19 protein-coding genes and 1 tRNA gene are annotated in these 17,748 nt (G+C 70.5%); 6 read left to right on the top strand and 14 right to left on the bottom strand.

The features are described from left to right. Positions 1-30 precede the first annotated feature (30 nt). Positions 31-112, bottom strand: a tRNA-Tyr gene (locus tag CLV46_RS02335). A gap of 142 nt (positions 113-254) precedes the next feature. Between CLV46_RS02335 and CLV46_RS02330 the strand changes: the two genes are divergently transcribed. After that, a complete protein-coding gene (locus CLV46_RS02330) occupies positions 255-1,280 on the top strand; it encodes a LacI family DNA-binding transcriptional regulator (RefSeq protein ID WP_100363304.1) in 1,026 nt (341 codons plus the stop codon). Positions 1,281-1,291: 11 nt separating this feature from the next. On the opposite strand, the gene CLV46_RS02325 is transcribed toward CLV46_RS02330, so the two are convergent. Continuing rightward, a complete protein-coding gene (locus CLV46_RS02325; protein WP_342746093.1) occupies positions 1,292-1,636 on the bottom strand; it encodes an ArsR/SmtB family transcription factor in 345 nt (114 codons plus the stop codon). A gap of 78 nt (positions 1,637-1,714) precedes the next feature. Between CLV46_RS02325 and CLV46_RS02320 the strand changes: the two genes are divergently transcribed. From CLV46_RS02320 to cls, 3 genes are all read left to right on the top strand, one after another. Beyond that, positions 1,715-2,908 (top strand): MFS transporter, encoded by a 1,194-nt coding sequence (locus tag CLV46_RS02320; protein ID WP_100363302.1) that lies wholly within the window; start codon positions 1,715-1,717, stop codon positions 2,906-2,908. A 72-nt stretch (positions 2,909-2,980) separates the two neighbouring features. Next, complete coding sequence (locus CLV46_RS02315) at positions 2,981-3,469, top strand: YajQ family cyclic di-GMP-binding protein (RefSeq protein ID WP_100363301.1); 489 nt, start codon at positions 2,981-2,983, stop codon at positions 3,467-3,469. Between the two features lie 74 nt (positions 3,470-3,543). Continuing rightward, positions 3,544-4,992: a cardiolipin synthase gene (gene cls, locus CLV46_RS02310; protein ID WP_211282228.1), complete on the top strand. Its 1,449-nt coding sequence runs from the start codon at positions 3,544-3,546 to the stop codon at positions 4,990-4,992. Positions 4,993-5,078: 86 nt separating this feature from the next. Here cls and CLV46_RS02305 read toward each other — a convergent pair whose 3' ends face one another. The 4 genes from CLV46_RS02305 to CLV46_RS02290 form a co-directional block, all read right to left on the bottom strand. After that, positions 5,079-5,621: a hypothetical protein gene (locus CLV46_RS02305; protein WP_100363299.1), complete on the bottom strand. Its 543-nt coding sequence runs from the start codon at positions 5,619-5,621 to the stop codon at positions 5,079-5,081. Positions 5,622-5,699: 78 nt separating this feature from the next. Then, positions 5,700-7,055, bottom strand: coding sequence for an FAD-dependent oxidoreductase (locus CLV46_RS02300; RefSeq protein ID WP_100363298.1), 1,356 nt, complete (start codon positions 7,053-7,055; stop codon positions 5,700-5,702). Positions 7,056-7,110: 55 nt separating this feature from the next. Then, positions 7,111-8,202, bottom strand: coding sequence for a polyprenyl synthetase family protein (locus CLV46_RS02295; protein ID WP_100363297.1), 1,092 nt, complete (start codon positions 8,200-8,202; stop codon positions 7,111-7,113). Between the two features lie 2 nt (positions 8,203-8,204). Next, complete coding sequence (locus CLV46_RS02290) at positions 8,205-8,957, bottom strand: class I SAM-dependent methyltransferase (RefSeq protein WP_245866440.1); 753 nt, start codon at positions 8,955-8,957, stop codon at positions 8,205-8,207. A gap of 70 nt (positions 8,958-9,027) precedes the next feature. Here CLV46_RS02290 and CLV46_RS02285 point away from each other — a divergent pair, with 70 nt between their 5' ends. Next, positions 9,028-10,284: an isochorismate synthase gene (locus CLV46_RS02285; RefSeq protein ID WP_245866438.1), complete on the top strand. Its 1,257-nt coding sequence runs from the start codon at positions 9,028-9,030 to the stop codon at positions 10,282-10,284. Positions 10,285-10,514: 230 nt separating this feature from the next. Here CLV46_RS02285 and CLV46_RS02280 read toward each other — a convergent pair whose 3' ends face one another. The 3 genes from CLV46_RS02280 to CLV46_RS02270 all read right to left on the bottom strand — a co-directional run bounded on the left by CLV46_RS02280 (position 10,515) and on the right by CLV46_RS02270 (position 13,506). After that, positions 10,515-11,339, bottom strand: a complete 825-nt coding sequence (locus CLV46_RS02280) for a PPK2 family polyphosphate kinase (protein WP_100363296.1) — start codon at positions 11,337-11,339, stop codon at positions 10,515-10,517. Positions 11,340-11,513: 174 nt separating this feature from the next. Continuing rightward, on the bottom strand, positions 11,514-13,199 hold the full coding sequence (gene menD, locus CLV46_RS02275) for a 2-succinyl-5-enolpyruvyl-6-hydroxy-3-cyclohexene-1-carboxylic-acid synthase (protein WP_100363295.1): 1,686 nt from the start codon (positions 13,197-13,199) through the stop codon (positions 11,514-11,516). Further along, positions 13,174-13,506, bottom strand: coding sequence for a PLDc N-terminal domain-containing protein (locus tag CLV46_RS02270; RefSeq protein ID WP_100363294.1), 333 nt, complete (start codon positions 13,504-13,506; stop codon positions 13,174-13,176). Before CLV46_RS02270 ends, menD begins: the two co-directional genes overlap by 26 nt. A gap of 64 nt (positions 13,507-13,570) precedes the next feature. On the opposite strand from CLV46_RS02270, the gene CLV46_RS02265 reads away from it, so the two are divergent. Continuing rightward, positions 13,571-13,903 (top strand): DUF4229 domain-containing protein, encoded by a 333-nt coding sequence (locus CLV46_RS02265; protein WP_100363293.1) that lies wholly within the window; start codon positions 13,571-13,573, stop codon positions 13,901-13,903. Here CLV46_RS02265 and CLV46_RS02260 read toward each other — a convergent pair. From CLV46_RS02260 to CLV46_RS02240, 5 genes are read right to left on the bottom strand one after another with little or no spacing between them, the layout of a single operon-like run. After that, entirely contained in the window at positions 13,838-14,815 is a 978-nt protein-coding gene (locus CLV46_RS02260) for a 1,4-dihydroxy-2-naphthoate polyprenyltransferase (RefSeq protein ID WP_425430399.1), read from the bottom strand. The two genes, CLV46_RS02265 and CLV46_RS02260, sit on opposite strands and share 66 nt — an antisense overlap. Positions 14,816-14,865: 50 nt before the next feature. Then, a complete protein-coding gene (locus CLV46_RS02255; protein WP_100363292.1) occupies positions 14,866-15,651 on the bottom strand; it encodes a MerR family transcriptional regulator in 786 nt (261 codons plus the stop codon). Between the two features lie 43 nt (positions 15,652-15,694). Then, complete coding sequence (locus CLV46_RS02250; protein ID WP_100363291.1) at positions 15,695-16,462, bottom strand: ABC transporter permease; 768 nt, start codon at positions 16,460-16,462, stop codon at positions 15,695-15,697. Between the two features lie 9 nt (positions 16,463-16,471). Further along, on the bottom strand, positions 16,472-17,269 hold the full coding sequence (locus CLV46_RS02245; RefSeq protein WP_100363290.1) for an ABC transporter ATP-binding protein: 798 nt from the start codon (positions 17,267-17,269) through the stop codon (positions 16,472-16,474). Continuing rightward, positions 17,266-17,652 carry a DUF1048 domain-containing protein gene (locus tag CLV46_RS02240; protein ID WP_157802197.1) on the bottom strand — a complete coding sequence of 129 codons (387 nt, stop codon included), beginning with the start codon at positions 17,650-17,652 and terminating at the stop codon, positions 17,266-17,268. Before CLV46_RS02240 ends, CLV46_RS02245 begins: the two co-directional genes overlap by 4 nt. Between the last annotated feature and the right edge of the window lie 96 nt (positions 17,653-17,748).

Below are 17,748 nucleotides of genomic sequence, written 5' to 3'. Positions count from 1 at the left end.
CCCGCTGAGGGGCGCCTTCGTGTGGATCGGTGGCGAGTGAGGGATTCGAACCCCCGAAGTCGTAGACAGCTGATTTACAGTCAGATCCCTTTGGCCGCTTGGGTAACTCGCCGTGTGCGCACCCGACCGATGTATTCACCAACCGGAGGCGCGCAGACAAGGATATACGGATCGCGAGCGGTCGCGAACCACGGGCCGGCACCGCGTGTGACGCCGCCCGCGGATAGGATCGCACCGACCGAGGAGGGTGGCGCATGCCGGGCATCGACGAAGTGGCGCAGCTCGCGGGCGTCTCCACCGCCACCGTGTCCCGCGCGCTGAGCGGTCGAGGCCACGTCTCCCCCGCCACGAAGGAACGCGTCGCCGCGGCGGCCTCCGAACTCGGCTACGTCGTCTCGTCGAGCGCCTCCGGCCTCGCGACCGGACGCACCCGCAACGTCGGCGTCGTCATCCCGTTCCTCAACCGCTGGTTCTACGGCGCCGTGATCGAGGGCGCGCAGCGCCGCCTGCTGTCGCACGGCTACGACCTGACCCTCTACAACCTGAGCGGAGGCGGCGATGAGCGGCGCAGCGTCTTCGAGCACTTCCTGCTGCGCAAACGGGTGGATGCGGTGATCGCGATCAATCTGGAGCTCACACCGGACGAGGTGACCCGGCTGCTCGACATCGACAAGCCCGTGGTCGGCGTCGGCGGTCCGCTCACCGGGGTGCGCACGCTCAGCATCGACGACGTCGAGGTGTCGAGGCTCGCGACCGAGCACCTCGTCTCGCTGGGTCACCGCCGCATCGCGCACATCGGCGGCGATGTGGAGGACGAGCGCGACTTCCACGTGCCCACCAACCGCCGAGAGGGCTACGAGGCCGCACTCGAGGCGGTCGGCATCCCCGTCGACCCGACCCTGTACGCGCCGTGCGACTTCACCCTGCAGGGCGCGTACCACGCGGCGAAGCAGCTGCTCGGGAGTCCGCGCAACCGGCCGACGGCCGTCTTCGCCGCCTCCGACGAGATGGCGATCGGCACGATCCTCGCCGCGCGCGACATGGGGTTGCGGGTGCCGGACGACCTCTCGGTGATCGGCATCGACGACCACGAGCTCGCCGAGTTCTTCGGGCTCACCACGGTCGCCCAGTTCCCCGAACTGCAGGGCGAGCTCGCCGTCGAGATCCTCATGGATCAGCTGCACCCGGAGAACCGGGCGCACGGCTCTCTCAACACCCCACTGCCCTACGAACTCGTGGTGCGCGGCAGCACGGCGCGGCACGACCCGCGCGCCCGCTGACGCGGCGGACGTCAGTCCGACGAGTCGGGAGCGGCGCCCGGGTCGGTCAGGAACTCGCGCGTGAGTGTCGTCGGTCCTTGGGCAAGCACGGAGTCGAGCAGACCCGGGAAGCGCGCAGCGAGCTCGTCCTTGCGCAACCGGATCTGATGCGAGCGCCCCTCCACGATCATGCGGGTGACGCCGGCCTCCCGCAGGGTCTTGAAGTGATGCGAATAGGTCGACTTGTGGAGGTCGGGCCGTTCGGCGACGCAGTCGCTCTTGAGGTGCGGCTCGCCGTCACCCAGCAGGCGCACGATGTCGAGACGGACAGGATCGGCGAGGGCACGGAGCACGTCGACGAGCTCGACGTCGGCCATGTCGGGGATCGGATACCGGTCCTCCACGCACACCTCCATGGTTGGACATCGATCAAACCATTCGCTAGCGTCTGCGGTATGACCGATGCCCAACCATCATACGGCCCGTCTCTTCTCAAGCTGCTCCTGCTCGCGACCGCTCTCTTCGTCGTGGGCACCAACGCGTTCGTCATCGCCGGCCTGCTTCCCGAGATCGCCGCCGACCTGCGGGCGACCCCGAGCGCGGTGAGCTACGCGATCACCGGATACGCGCTCGTTGTGGCCATCGCGTCCCCCGCCGTCGCGCTGCTGCTGCCGCGGGTTCCCCGATCCACCCTCATGGCGGCGGGGGTCGCGGTGCTCGGTCTCGGTTCCGCGCTCGCGGTGCTCGCTCCCGACCTCCCGCTGTTCATCGCCGGGCGCACCCTGGCCGGCCTGGGCGGCGCGGCCCTCGTGCCCACCGCCACCGCCGCCGCCGCGGCCCTCGTGCCGCCGCAGCGGCGGGGCCGCGCACTCGCGCTCGTTGGAGCCGGGTTCACGCTGGCGACCGCGGTCGGCTCGCCGCTCGGCACGGCGCTGGGAGAGGCGTTCGGATGGCGCGCACCACTGTGGTCGCTCGTCGCACTGGCCGCGCTGCTCGCCGTGGCGATCCCGCTCTTCGTCGGGCACGTGCCCCTCGCCGGCCCTGCCTCGTTCGCCCGCCGGCTGGCACCCCTGCGGGACCCGCGCATCCTCGCCGTCCTCGGTGCCACGGCGCTGCTCACGGCCGGCTTCAACACCGTGTACATCCGCAGCGCGGCGGTCACCGAGCAGGCGACGGGCGGCTCCGGCACGGCGCTCGCCGCACTGCTGCTGGTCTACGGACTCGCCGGTGTCGCGGGGAACATCGCGATCGGTCCGGTGACCGACCGGGTCGGGAACCGCGCGACGGCGACGCTCGCACTCGCCGGGCAGATCGTCGCCCTCGCGGCACTCGCCCTCGTGTTCCGGTCGTTCGTCGCCGACGTGGTGGTGTTCGCCGTCTGGGGCGTCGTCGCTTTCGCCGCGACCGTGCCGGTGCAGCACCGACTGGTGACGATCGACTCGGAACAGGCCGCTCATGCGATCTCGTGGTACTCGACGGCGATGTACCTCGGAATCGCGATCGCACCTCCGCTCGGGGCCGCCGCCCTCGCCACCGGAGGAGCAGCCGCCGTGCCGGTGACCGGGGCGATCGCCACCGCCCTCGCGCTCGTGTCGTTCCTGCTCGGCTACGTCCGACGCCGGACGGCGAGCCCCGCCCTGCCCGCCTGACCGTCACGGCGGCTCGTTCCTCGAACGAGCCGCCGTGTGCCGCCGCAGGATGCGGATGTCTAGGCTGGAGTCATGGCAGATTCCTCATTCGACATCGTCAGCAAGGTCGACAAGATGGAGGCCGACAACGCGCTCATCCAGGCGCAGAAGGAGATCGCGCAGCGGTACGACTTCAAGAACGTCGGCGCCTCGATCGAGTGGAGCGGCGAGAAGGTGCTGATGAAGGCCTCGACCGAGGAGCGGGTCAAGGCGGTGCTCGACGTGTTCGAGCAGAAGCTCATCAAGCGCGGCATCTCGTTGCGCGCCCTCGACGCCGGCAAGCCGTTCGCGAGCGGCAAGGAGTTCCGCATCGAGGCGGGCATGAAGAACGGCATCTCGAGCGATGACGCGAAGAAGATCGCGAAGATCATCCGAGACGAGGGCCCGAAGAGCGTGAAGAGCCAGATCCAGGGCGACGAGCTGCGCGTGCAGTCGAAGAGCCGCGACGACCTGCAGGCCGTGATCGCGCTGCTCAAGGGCAAGGACCTCGACGTCGCCCTGCAGTTCGTCAACATGCGCTGACCCCGGCACCGCCCCTACTGGGGCCGTCGCCGCGAGCGGGCCGCCCCTAGAGTTGGGGCGTGGACCCGACCCTCATGACCACCATCTGGGCCGTCGTCCTCCTCGCGATCGACCTCGCGATCCGCATCACCGCGATCATCGTCGTGCCGATCAACCGGCGCCCGCAGACCGCGACGGCCTGGTTGCTCGCGATCTTCCTCATCCCGTACATCGGGTTCCTGCTGTTCCTGCTCATCGGCAGCACGAAGCTCCCGCGCAAGCGGCGTGAACGGCAGTCGACGATCAACCAGTACATCCTCGACTCCACCGTCGGCATGGAGCACGTGAGCGAGAACAGCTCGTGGCCGTCGTGGCTCGCCCCGGTGGTGGAGCTGAACCGGACGCTCGGCGCGATGCCGCTCGTCGGTGGCAACACCGCACGCCTGTACCCGGAGTACGACGAGTCGATCGCGGCGATGACCGAAGCCGTCGCGAAGGCGCGACGATACGTGCACGTCGAGTTCTACATCCTCGCCGTCGACGACACGAGCGAGCCGTTCTTCCGCGCCCTCGAAGACGCCCACCGTCGCGGGGTGACGGTGCGTGTGCTGCTCGACCACATCGCCTCGCGGCAGTACCCGCCGTACCGGCGCACGCTCAAGCGGCTCAAGCGGATGGGGGTGCAGTGGCAGCTCATGCTGCCGGTGCAGCCGCTGCGCGGCAAGTTCCAGCGACCGGACCTGCGCAACCACCGCAAGCTGCTCGTCATCGACGGTGAGGTGGCGTTCACCGGCTCGCAGAACATGATCGACCGCGGCTACGACCGCTGGCGCAATCGCCGCCGTGGACTCAAATGGCGCGACCTCATGGTGCGTTTCGAGGGACCGATCGTCGCGGGCATCGACGCCCTCTTCGTGACCGACTGGTACAGCGAGACGGATGACCTGCTGCTGCGCGAGCGGGAGACGATGACGGCGGCGACCACCGAGGATCCGCTCGACTGCCAGGTGGTGCCGAGCGGACCGGGCTTCGAGGGCGAGAACAACCTGCGCCTGTTCAACGCGCTGCTCTACAACGCGCGCGAGCGCATCATCATCACGAGCCCGTACTTCGTTCCCGACGAGTCGATGCTTTACGCGATCACGACGGCCGCGCAGCGCGGTCTCGACGTGCAGCTGTTCGTGAGCGAGATCGGCGACCAGCCGCTCGTCTACCATGCGCAGCGCAGCTACTACGAGGCGCTGCTGCGGGCCGGCGTCACCATCTGGCTCTACCGGGAGCCGACGGTGCTGCACGCGAAGCACTTCACCATCGACGACGACGTGTCGGTCATCGGGTCGAGCAATATGGACATGCGGTCGTTCACGCTCAACCTCGAGATCTCGGTGATGATCCGCGGCGCCTCGTTCGTGCGCTCCCTCCGCGAGGTCGAGGCGGGGTATCGCGCGAAGAGCCGGCAGCTGACGCTCGAGGAGTGGCAGGCCCGCCCGTTCCGCTCGAAGGTGCTCGACAACATCGCGCGCCTCACCGCCGCCGTGCAGTAGACCGTCGGATGCGGCGCCGTTCCCTGAGCCCGTCGAAGGGAACCGCCGTACGACCCGCTTCGACAGGCTCAGCGAGCGAGGCCGGGTCAGCGCTCCACGAGGGCCAGGTCGATCGTGTCGAGCTTCGCGCGGTCGCCGGCGACCGTGACCGTGCTGTCGCCGATGATCGTGCCGTAGCCGACCCAGCGGGGCAGCTCGATCGTCACGGCCGGACGGTGCGCGCCGTTCACCACGAGGGTCGTGTCGCGCACGTCGTGCACAGCGGGCAGGGGGTTCCAGCGCATCCACTCCTCGAGGCTCATGTGCTCGGGGCGGCCACCGACGTTGCGGATGACGTGCTCGAGGTGCCGCGCGGTCGCCTCGGCGAGCGAGGGCTGCGGGTCGCGCGGGCGAGCAGTGCGCACCGCCTCCCACAGCGAGTCGCGATAGGCGGGCGCGTGCGGGTCGTCGAAGTACCAGTACAGCACCGCGACCGTGTCGATCGTCCCGTCGGTGCGCTCGGCGTTGATGGCCCACTCCGCCAGGCGCGGTTGCGCGACGAAGGTGAACAGCGGCGCGCCGAACTGCGCCGCCACCTCGTCGGGCGACGGCAGGGCCGGCGGCTGGACCGGTCCCCGTTCTGCGTGCATTCCCCGATCATCCCACCGCCGAGGCGCGGCGGTGTTCCGCCGCCGCCGCGGCGGTCGCGCCAAACCAAACACGAGCGGTCAGGCGCGCCGGTTCGAGATGGCGACCATCTCCTCGCGCGGCACGACCTTGATGCGGGTGCGGCCCTCGGCGGCACCGAGACCGAGCTCGTGCTCGTCGAGCGCGTGCCAGCCGTCGAGGGTCGTGAAGTCGACGCCGCGCTCGGTGAGCAGGGCCTCCACGGAGGCCTCGTCCGGGTGCTCCGGCGTCCACCAGCTCGCCTGGTCGTTGATGACGTGCCTGACCGTCTCCATCGCGTCGGACTTGGTGTGCCCGATGAGACCCACCGGTCCGCGCTTGATCCAGCCCGTCGCGTAGAGGCCCGGCATCGGCTGGTTGTCGTCGCCGAGCACCTGGCCCTCGTGGTTCGGGATGACGCCGTGCCGGTCGTCGAAGGGGATGCCGTCGAGCGGCGAACCGAAGTAGCCGACCGCGCGATACACGGCCTGAACCGGCACCTCGCGGAACTCGCCGGTCCCGCGCACGCCGCCCGCCCCATCCGGTTCGGTGCGTTCGTAGCGGAACGCGACGACCTTGCCGTCCTCGCCGAGCACCTCGGCCGGGCGGGCGAAGAAGTGCAGGTGCAGTCGCCGGCTGGCCTGCCCGGTCTCGCGCTGACGCCACTGCGTGAGCACCTTGTCGATCACGAAGACCTGCTTGTTGCTCGAGATGGCGTTGCGCGAGGCCTCGTCGTAGTCGAAGTCCTCGTCGTAGACGATCATGTCGACGTCACGCAGTTCGCCGAGCTCGCGCAGTTCGAGCGGGGTGAACTTCACCTGCATCGGACCGCGGCGGCCGAACACATGCACGTCGGTGACCGGCGACTTCTTGAGCCCCTCGTACACGTTGGTGGGGATCTCGGTCGGCAGCAGGTCGTCGGCGTGCTTGGCCAGCATGCGGGCGACGTCGAGGGCGACGTTGCCGTTGCCGATCACCGCGACGCTCTGCGCCTCGAGCGGCCATTCGCGCGGGAAGTCGGGGTGCCCGTCGTACCAGCTGACGAATTCGGCCGCCCCGTAGCTGCCCTCGAGGTCGATGCCCGGGATGTCGAGGTCGGCGTCGCGCACGGCACCGGTCGCGAAGATGACCGCGTTGTAGTGCTTCTTGAGGTCGTCGAGGGTGATGTCGCGACCGTAGAGCACGTTGCCGAAGATGCGGATGTCGCCGCGGTCGAGCACCTCGCGCAGCGCGCCGATGATGCCCTTGATGCGGGGGTGGTCCGGGGCGACGCCGTACCGCACGAGTCCGTACGGGGCCGGCAGCTGCTCGAACAGGTCGATCGACACGTCGAACGCCTTCTCCTGCTTGAGCAGGATGTCGGCGGCGTAGATGCCGGCGGGCCCGGCTCCCACGATGGCGAGTCGCAGCTTGGTCATACTTCCTCTTTCGTTGCGCGGCGCAGCGCGGCCAGGCAGCGGATGACGCGGGTCGTCAGCTGCTGCGTTCGACGATGCTCTCGGCGAAGCGCGTGAGCGCCTTCTTCACCGGACCGTCGGGGAGCGGGGCGAGCGCGTCGACCGCGTCCCGAGCCCAGCGGTGCGCCTCGGCCAGGGTAGCGGCGGTCACTGGGTGTTCGCGCAACCGCGCGACCGCCTCCTGGAACGCAACGCTCGGCGGGGCGTCCGGGTCGCCGGCGAACGCGGCGTCGACCTCGGCCTCGATGCTCGCGAGCAGCGCGGCGGCCTCGTCGTCGTCGACGGCCGCGCGCCGCAGGTAGAGCAGCGGCAGGGTGGAGACACCCGCGAGCAGATCCGTGCCGGCGGTCTTGCCGGTCTCGTCGGTGCGGGCGGAGAGGTCGATGATGTCGTCGACGAGCTGGAAGGCGACGCCGATCCGCTCCCCGAACGCCGACAGCGGGGCGCGGTACTCCTCCGGGGCGTTCGAGAACACCAACCCGACCTCGGCGGCGGTCGCGATGAGCGATCCGGTCTTGTCGGCGAGCACCTGCAGGTAGTGCTCGATCGGGTCCTCACCGTCGCGGGGGCCGATCGTCTCGTGCAGCTGGCCGAGCACGAGGCGCTCGAAGGTGGCGGCGTGCATCGCGATGGCGCGCTCGCCGAGCGAGGAGATGAGCACGCTCGCGCGGGCGAAGAGCAGGTCGCCGGTGAGGATGGCGACCGAGTTGCCCCACACGTTCTGCGCGGAGGGCACGCCGCGGCGCAGCTCCGCCTCGTCCATGACGTCGTCGTGGTAGAGCGAGGCGAGGTGGGTGATCTCCACCGTCTGCGCGGCGACGATGACGTCGGGGTTGTTGCCCTCCCCGAGCTGCGCGGTGAGCAGGGTGAGCACCGGCCGCACCCGCTTGCCGCCCGCCTCGAGCAGGTAGCGGCTGGTCACATCCGCGAGGTCGTCGGCGAACCGCGTGACCTCGAGGAGTCCGACCTCGACCTCGTCGAGGCCCTGCTCGATCGCGGCGGCGAAGCGTCGCTCCTCGCTCGAGGCGAACAGTTTCTCGCCGAGACCGAGCGACGAGGTCAGCGTGTTGCTGCGCCGTCCCCGAGGGCCGGAGGGGGTGGTGGTCATGGTCACTCCGGTCGCGGACGCCGCTGGCGGCGGCGCTTGGCCGCAGCGAGGATCGTCTGGTCCTGCGGCTTGTGTCCGCGGTGCAGCGCGACCACCCCCGCGGTGAGGTTGCGGTGGGCGACGCGGGTGAACCCGACACCGCGGATCCACTGGCTCAGCGTCGCCTGGTCGGGCCACTGCTCGATCGACTCGCGGAGGTACCCGTAGGCGTCGGGGTTGGTGCTCGTGGCGCCGACGACGCGCGGCATCACCCAGCGCAGGTAGGCGTGGTAGCCGGCACGGACGGGCGCGATCGGCGGGCGGGAGAACTCGCACACGACGAGCCGTCCGCCGGGCTTCATGACGCGGAACATCTCGGCGAGCGCGGTGCGCGGATGCTCGACGTTGCGCAGCCCGAAGCTGATCGTGACGGCGTCGAACTCGTCGTCGCCGAACGGCAGCTTCTCGGCGTTCGCTTCGACGAACTCCAGCTGCGGGTGACGCTCGCGGGCCTCGGCGATCATCCCGGGCGAGATGTCGACGCCGACGACGGTCGCCCCGGTGCGCGCGAGGGCGGCGCTGCTCGTGCCGGTGCCGGCGGCGAGGTCGAGAATGCGCTGACCCGGCTGCGGTTCGACCGCCTTGACGGTGGCGATGCGCCAGAGCGGCGCGTTGCCCATCGACAGCAGATTGTTCGTGCGGTCGTATCCCCGGGCGACCCCATCGAACATGCCCGCGACCTGCTCGGGTCGCTTGTTCATGTCGGCGCGGCTCACAACGATCCAGTCTAGTCGGCGCCCAGGTTCCGCGCGGGGAGGGGCCTGTGCCCCGGCGTAGGGTGAAGGGGTGAGCAACTCCCCCGTGTCGACGCTCACCGACCTGCACCTGCCGGCCCTCACCGCGAGGTCGCGGCCGTGCGATGAGATCGACGATCTGCTCCCCTACGCCGACCCGCGGCATCCGCTGGTGTTCCTGCGTCGCGGCGACGGCATCGTCGGGGTGGGTGAGGCGCTGCGGCTGGAGTTCCACGGCCCGCGCCGCATATCGGATGCCGCGGACGCCTGGCGCCGCGTCGTCGCCACCGCGACCATCGACGACCAGGTGCGTCGCGCCGGATCCGGCCTCATCGCGTTCGGCAGTTTCGCGTTCGCCGACCACTCGGCCGAGTCGAGCGTGCTCGTCGTGCCGCGGATGCTGTTCGGGCGTCGCGAGGGCGTGTGCTGGGTGACCGAGGTCTCCGGGGGCGGCGGATACGCGTCGTCGCGTCCGCGGCCGATCGGCTCGGCCGGCGCCGTGCGACTCTCCGCCGGGACACCCTCGCCCGAGGGATTCGTCGCGGCCGTCGGCGAGGCCGTCGACCGCATCCGCTCGGGCGAGCTCAGCAAGGTCGTGCTCGCCCGGTCGCTGACCGGTCGGCTGCCCGACACCGCCGACCGCCGGGCCGTGCTCGCCTCCCTCGCCACCGCCTACCCGGACACCTGGACCCACGCCGTCGACGGCCTGTTCGGCTCGAGCCCCGAGACGCTCGTGAGCGTGCACAACCGCACCGTCACCGCCCGGGTACTCGCGGGCAGCACCGCCCGAGGTGAGGACGCGGCGGCCGATCGCGCGCGGGCGACCGCGCTCGCCACCTCGAGCAAGGACCTCGGCGAGCACGGCTACGCGCTGCGCAGCGTGCTCGGCGCGCTGCGTCCGTTCAGCACCGGCGTCGCGGCGAGCGAGCAGCCGTTCACTCTCAAGCTGCCGAACCTGTGGCACCTCGCGAGCGACGTCGAGGGCACCCTCGCCGGTAGCGCGACGGTGCTCGACCTCGTCGCCGCACTGCATCCGACCGCCGCGGTCGCCGGCTCTCCGCGCGAGGTGGCCCTGCGGACGATCGCGGACCTCGAACGGCACGACCGCGGTCGCTATGCCGGACCGGTCGGCTGGGTCGACGAGGAGGGCGACGGCGACTGGGCGATCGCGCTGCGCGGGGCGCAGCTCTCCGACGACGGCATGGTCACGGCGTTCGCCGGGGCGGGGATCGTCGCCGAGTCGGTACCGGAACGCGAGCTCGCGGAGACGAGCCTCAAGTTCCGCCCGGTGCTCGACGCCCTCGCCTGACCCGCGCTCGCTGAGCGGCACGCCCGCAGAGCCTGTCGAAGCGAGTCGCACGACAGTTCCCTTCGACAAGCTCAGGGAACGGGGCACGCTCGCTGAACCCGTCGAAGCGAGTCGTACGACAGTTCCCTTCGACAAGCTCAGGGAACGGACACGCCCGCTGAGCCCGTCGAAGCGAGTCGCACGACAGTTCCCTTCGACAAGCTCAGGGAACGACGGGCGCAGGGAACGGGTCAGCTCGCCTCGAGACGGCGCTTCTCTGCCTCCACGTCGAAGTCCGCCTCGGGCCAGTCGAGGTCGAGACCGCGCAGCGCCTCGAGCAGGATCGTGTGCACGGCGAAGCGGGCGAACCACTTGCGATCGGCCGGCACGACGTACCAGGGGGCCTCGTCCGCATCCGTCGCCTGCAGCATCCAGCGGTACGCGGCCTGGAAGCGGTCCCACCGGGCCCGGTCCTCGAGGTCGTGCGGGTTGTACTTCCAGTGCTTGTCGGCGCGCTCGAGCCGCTTGCGCAGTCGCTCCTTCTGCTCGTCGCGCGAGATGTGCAGCATCACCTTGCGCACGACGGTGCCCTCGGCGGCGAGCTCGGCCTCGAAGTCCCGGATGGCGGTGACGCGGTCGGCGAGCTCGTCCTCGGAGCGTCCCTGCCGCACCGCCGGCACGAGCAGGTCTTCGTAGTGCGAGCGGTCGAAGACGCCGATCTTGCCCGCCTGCGGTAGCTGGGCCCGGATGCGCCAGAGGAAGTCGTGTTCGAGTTCCTCCGGTGTCGGCGCCCCGAACGACGCGATGCGCACGCCCTGCGGATCGACCGCACCGACGACGTGCCGCACCACTCCGCCCTTTCCGGCCGTGTCCATCGCCTGCAGCACGAGCAGCACCCGCCGGGTGCCGCCCTGCCGGCCGTGGGCGAACAGTTTCTCCTGCAGCTCCGACAGCTCGTCGAGCTGGTCGTGCATCGTCTGCTCCGCGGCGGCGCGGCCGTCCGTCCAGCCGGGGGTCGAGTGCGGGTCGATTCGGGCGAGGTCGAGGCCGGGGCGCACACGCAGTTCATCCAACATGCGGTCACGCTAGCCCTGGCGCTCGCGTCGGCGCATCGATTCCCAGCGGGCGCGCGACTCCCGCCGGCGCGCCCCGACTCACCCTCCCGTGAGTTGCGGAGAAGTGCGGGAATCCCGGCCCGCGTTCCCGCAGTTGTCCGCAACTCAGCGTTGAGGCACGACGAGGAGCACGGGTCAGCGCTCGAGCGGCACCTCGATGAGCACCGGCAGTTCGGATGCGGTGAGCGCCTGGTCGAGTTCGCTGCGGGTGGCGGCGCGTCGGTACTCCCACCCGTGCGCGGCGGCGAGCGCCGCGAGGTCGACCCGCTGCGGGGTGAGCATGACCCGCTCGAGCGCGGCGGTGTCGGCGCTCGCCGCGACCTCGAGTCCGTCGAAGATCGTGCCGCCGCCGTCGTTCCCGACGATGACCTGCAGTCGGGGCGTCGGCTCCCCGGGCACGAGCCCGAGCCCACCCTGGTCGTGCAGCAGGGTCAGGTCGCCGAGCAGCACGCGCGTCACCCCGCGAGCGGCACCGGCCGCTTCCCGTTCGGCGCCGACAGCGAGGTCGATGCCCGTCGCGGTCGAGACGGTGCCGTCGATGCCGGCGAGACCGCGGTTGGCGTGCACGCGGATGCGCTTGCCGGGCACAACACGATCGGCTTCGCGGATGAGCCGTGACGCGCCGAGCACGAGCCGGTCGTGCGGCCAGGTGGCTGCCCACACCGCCTCGACGAGCATCCGCCGGTCCACCGGACGGCGCAGCTCGGCGAGCACGTGCTTCGCGTAGGCGGACTGCTCGGCCGGGGTGCTCGACCGGGACGCGTCGATCGGGGGTGCCGTCGAGGGCTGTTCGAGCAGCATCCGCGACGCCGCGACCCAGCGTCCGACCCACGGGCGTGCCCAGGACCGCTCGGGCTCACCGTGCACAGCGATCGCGTCGACGATGCGCGCGGTGCGGCCCGGGTCGTACGGTTCGCTCGTACGCCCGCGCACGACGACGACCTCGACGTCGGGGCGGTGCAGCAGAGCGGGGATCTCGCGGCTCAGCGTCGGATGCCCGACCACGATCGCGCGTCGCACCTCGTCGCCGAACCCCGGCTCGGCGAGCAGCTCCCGATAGGCGACGACGAGGTTCGGGCCGAACCGGGCCCCGCTCGACACCTCGGCGAGCAGCGGCGCACCCAGCTCGCGGGCGAGTCGTTCCGCCGCGTCGCCGGCGTCGTGTCCGGCGACGACGACGGTGCCGGCCGCGGGTTCGAGGGCGACGGGTTCGATCGGGGTGGCGGATGCGGGGGCCGTCCACTCCGTGTCGACGCCGTCGAGCGTGATCGCGGCCGACAGCGGTTCGCGGAACGACAGGTTCACGTGCACTGCGCCGCGCGCCGACGCCACCGCGTCGCGCGCGATGCGGGCCGCGTACTCCGGTTCGCGCTCCGCCCCGGTCGGCGCCGGAACGTCGGTCGTCGGGATCTGCGGGCCGAAGATGCCGCGCTGCTCCGTCGTCTGGTTCGCACCGATGCCGCGCAACTCATCCGGCCGGTCCGCGCTCAGCACGATCACCGGAACACCGGAGTGGTGCGCCTCGAGCACGGCCGGGTGCAGGTTCGCTACGGCGGTGCCGGAGGTGCTCACCACGAGCACGGGTCGACGCGATTCCGCGGCGAGACCGAGCGCCACGAACCCGGCGACCCGCTCGTCGATCCGCACGTGCAGCGTCAGCGCGCCGAGCCGCTCGAACTCCGCCGCCGCGAGCGCGAGCGCTTGCGAGCGCGAACCGGGGCAGAGCACGAGGTCGCGCACACCGAGACGCACGAATTCGTCGAGCAGGGCCACCGAGAAGTCGGTGGCGGGCGACTCACTCCTTGGTCGCGGGCGGGTCATCGTCGAGGTCGGCGAGCTCCTGCTCGAGCTTGCGGATGCGCTCCTCGCTGTCGCGGTTCAGACGCTCCAGGAATGCGGGGTCGTCATCCGGGGCGACCTGGCGCGAGGCGGGGCGCTTGCCGCCGCGTTCGCGACCGAGGAAGAACCACAGCGCCGCCCCGATCACCGGGAGGAGGATGATGATGAGAGCCCACACGAGCTTGTTCACCCCGCGCACGCGCGACTCATCGATCATGATGAGATCGACGATCGCCCACACCATCGTCACGAGGACGAGGAACGGGAGAACGACCAGTAGCCGGGCCATCTACACAGTGTAGATCCATCCGCTGGGGGCCGACCGGGAGCCGGTCGAGCCTAGACTGAGGGCCGTGAAACGACCCGGTCTCCTCTACGGCGCACTGCGCGTGGGCCTGTTCGCGGTCGTGTTCACCGTGCTCATGCTGGTCGGTCTCGACTGGTGGCTCTCGGCCCCCATCGCCGCCATCGTCGGCCTATGCATCGCGTACGTGTTCTTCGGTCGGCTGCGCGACGCGGCGGCGGCGGAGTTCCGAGCCCGCCGCGAGAAGCCGCCGGTCGACGACGACGAGGACGCCGAGGATGCGCTCGCGACGCCGCGCGCGCCGGGGAGCGCCCCGTCAGAAGGCGATCGCGGCGGCGAGGCCCAGCCCGAACGTCAGAGCGGTGACGGTCGCGAGCCGTAGTGCCACGATCAACTCCGGCGGTGTCTTCGCGAAGAGGGTGATGACCGCGGCGGGGATCGCCGCGAGCAGCACGAAGTACACGAGGTACGCGTTCACGTAGAAGATCGCGAAGAACACCAGGATGCCGAACGGCACCAGCACGAGCAGCACGGTGAACAGGATGCGCGAGGCGCGATCGCCGATGAGCACCGTCAGCGTTCGCTTGCCCGCGAGGGCATCCTGCTCACGATCGCGGATGTTGTTGACGACGAGCACCGCGCACGAGATCGACCCGATGGCGGCGGCGCACAGCCACGCCTCGAGCGACACCTCTCCGACCTGCACGTACATCGTGCCGAGGGTCGCGACGAGTCCGAAGAAGATGAAGACGAACACCTCGCCGAGGCCGTAATAGCCGTAGGGGCGCTTGCCTCCCGTGTAGAACCAGCCCGCGACGAGGCAGGCGGCGCCGACGGCGACGAGCCACCATTGCTGGCCGAGCACCACGACGGCGAGGCCGGCGAGCGCCGCGAGACCGAAGAACACGAGCGCGACCGTGAGCACGGTGCGCGGCTTCGCGGCACCCGATCCGGTGAGCCGTGACGGACCGACGCGGTGATTGTCGGTGCCGCGCACGCCGTCGGAGTAGTCGTTGGCGTAGTTGACGGCGATCTGCAGCAAGAGCGCGACGGCGAGGCAGAGCAGCGCGCGCACCCAGTGCACACCGGGCATGCTCAGCAGGTACGCGCACGCGCTGCCGAGAGCGACCGGCGCGATCGCGAGCGGGAGGGTGCGGATGCGCGCGCCGGCGATCCAGTCGGCGGCGGTCGCCTTGCGCACCGGAGGAGGCCCGGACTTGCGTCCGCCCTTCGCCTGCGGCCGCGTCGCGCGGTTCACCTTCCGGGGGTCGATGCGCTGCTGTCGTGCTACCACGCCGTGAATCGTACCGATCCGGCGGAGGGGCGGCTGACCGACGCAGGTCTCTACCTCGGTGTCGCGCGCGGCTCGACCTTCTCGAGGCGGGTCCACCCCTCCCAGCCGCGTTCGCGCATCAGCTCTACCATCCGCGTCGCGCGTGGATCGGTCTCGAGCGCCAGCAGCTCGAGCAGATCGAACGGCACCGCGTCCTCCTGGGCTTCCTGGGCCGTGTTGTAGTCCGCCTCGTAGGCCTGCTCAGCGAGCTCCGCCATGAGATCAGCCGCCTCGTTCATGAGCGGCTCGTCGAGTTCGCTCTTGTCGAAGAGCAGCGAGAGCACACGGTAGAGCCGCACGATGCGGGGGTCGTCGAGCGAGGCGAGCTTGCCCGGCATCCAGTCCCGCACCCGGTCGGGCCATCGGGCCGCCATCAGGATCCAGCCGTCGCGCTCGCCGGCCAGCACCGGTCCCGACACGCCGAGCTCCCGCAGCCGGTCGAGGTAGGCGACGACCTCCCGCGGCAGCAGGAGCGCATCCCCCGCCGCCAGTTCCGCGATCGAGGTGCGGCTGCGCTCGAGGCGGGCGATCTCGTCGCTGAGGCGTCTGTCGATGCGCCGGACGGCTGCCGCGAACGTCTCCTCATCCGCCTCGACCAGATCGCCGATCTCCGACAGCGGCACGCCCGCGTCGGCGAGTGTGGCGATCTTCACGAGAGACACGACGGCGTGTGCGCCGTACCGCCGGTAGCCCGAGCGATCGCGCTCGGGCTCCGGCAGCAGTCCGATCTGGTGATAGTGGCGCACGGCCCGCACGGTCACTCCGGCGTACGCGGCCAATTGACTGATGGTCAGCACGATTCGATCCTGCCCTTCCTGTGCCGACTCCGGCGCATGCCCGTCAGGAGATCTTCCGCCGGTACGTCGCCATGGCGAAGGCGAACGCGACCACGAGGATGCCGAGACACCAGGCGAGGGCGACCCACAGGTCCCCGCCGACCGGCTGCCCGGAGAAGATCGCGCGGATCGAGTCGACGATCGAGGTGACCGGCTGGTTCTCGGCGAACCAGCGCACGGGGCCGGGCATCGATTCCGTGGGAGCGAAAGCGGAGCTGATGAAGGGAAGGAAGATCAGCGGGTACGAGAACGCGCTGGCCCCCTCGACCGAGCTCGCGGTCAGGCCCGGGATCACGGCGAGCCAGGTCAGGGCGAGGGTGAACAAGGCCATGATGCCGAGCACCGCGAGCCACGCGCCGACATCGGCTCCGGTGCGAAACCCCATGATCAGCGCCACGCCCACCACGAGCGCGAGCGACACGAGGTTCGCGATGAGCGAGGTCAGCACGTGCGCCCAGAGCACGGAGGCCCGCGAGATCGGCATGGACTGGAACCGTTCGAAGATGCCGCCCTGCATGTCGAGGAACAGCCGGTACGCCGTGTAGGAGATCCCCGACGCGACGGTGATCAGCAGGATGCCCGGCAGCAGGTACCCGACGTACGATTCGGTCGCGCCGCCGATGTCGATGGCACCTCCGAACACGTAGACGAACAGCAGCATGATCGCGATCGGGGTCACCGCGGTCGTGATGATGGTGTCCGGGCTGCGCACGATGTGCGTGAGCGAGCGCCCGGTGAGCACGGCGGTGTCGCCGAGGAAGTGCTTGGTCATGTCGGTCCTCTATCTCTGCGCCGTCGCGGCGTCTGTCGTGTCGTCGGTGCCCCCGCCGGTGAGGGCGAAGAACACCTCCTCGAGGGTGGGCTGCTTCTCGACGTACTCGACGGTCGCGGCAGGCAGCAGCTTCTTGAGCTCGGCGAGGGTGCCGTCGACGATGATGCGGCCCTGATGCAGGATCGCGATGCGGTCGGCCAGCTGCTCCGCCTCCTCGAGGTACTGGGTGGTGAGCAGAACGGTGGTGCCCTCGCCGACGAGCTGGCGTACGGTCTCCCACACCTCCTGCCTGGCCTCGGGGTCGAGGCCCGTGGTGGGCTCGTCGAGGAAGATCACGCTCGGGTTGCCGATGAGGCTCATGGCGATGTCGAGCCGGCGGCGCATGCCGCCGGAGTAGGTGGACGCCTTCCGACCGCCGGCCTCGGTGAGCGAGAAGCGGGCGAGCAGTTCGTCCGCGATCGCACCGGGTGAACGCAGGTGGCGGAGCCGGGCGATGAGCACGAGGTTCTCACGTCCGGTCAGGCGTTCGTCGACTGCCGCGAACTGGCCCGTGAGGCTGATCGCCTCGCGGACCTGGGCGGACTGCTTCGCGACGTCGAGGCCGCCGACGGACGCGGTGCCCGCGTCCGCCTTCAGCAGCGTCGCGAGGATCCTCACGAGGGTCGTCTTTCCGGCGCCGTTCGATCCGAGCAGCGCGAACACCGTGCCGCGCTGCACCTCCAGATCGACGCCCCGCAGCACGTGGAGGTCCTTGTAGGACTTCTCGATGCCGCGGACGGCGATGGCCGGAGCGGCCGTCGCGCTCATCGTGCACCTCCCGCGGTCGCGGCGCGCACCGCATCCGCGAGGCGGCGTCGTTCCGTGCCGATCCAGCCGTCCAGCCAGCTCTCGCCGGGGTGCCGAGCCAGCAGGTCGTCGGCGAAGACCGTCGGGTCGTCGCCGACGACTGCGGCGACGGTGTCGCCCCGTTCGACGCCCCGCTCGAGCGTCTCGACCGAGTCGGTGAGCAGCGCCAGCAGCGTCGCGGAATCGGAGGTGGGCCCCACGTGAGTGAGGTAGCGCTCGAGCGCATCGGCCGTGGCGCGGTAGTCCGCGGGGAGTCCCGACACGCGTGCTCGGTAGTCCCGGTACTGCTTCTTGTCGTCGAGGCTGCCGACCAGCCTCTCGATCCAGGAGAGTGAAGTGTTCATGACGACGAGACTGAAGGGCTGACGCAGCGTCAGGGTCAAGGGTCGTCGCGCAAATCGTCCTGGATCGCCTCCGTCGAGCACCCGGCGCGCCGTCGG

This window comes from Diaminobutyricimonas aerilata (assembly GCF_002797715.1).
Classification (GTDB): domain Bacteria; phylum Actinomycetota; class Actinomycetes; order Actinomycetales; family Microbacteriaceae; genus Diaminobutyricimonas; species Diaminobutyricimonas aerilata.
This window is presented reverse-complemented; position numbering and strand designations above follow the sequence as displayed.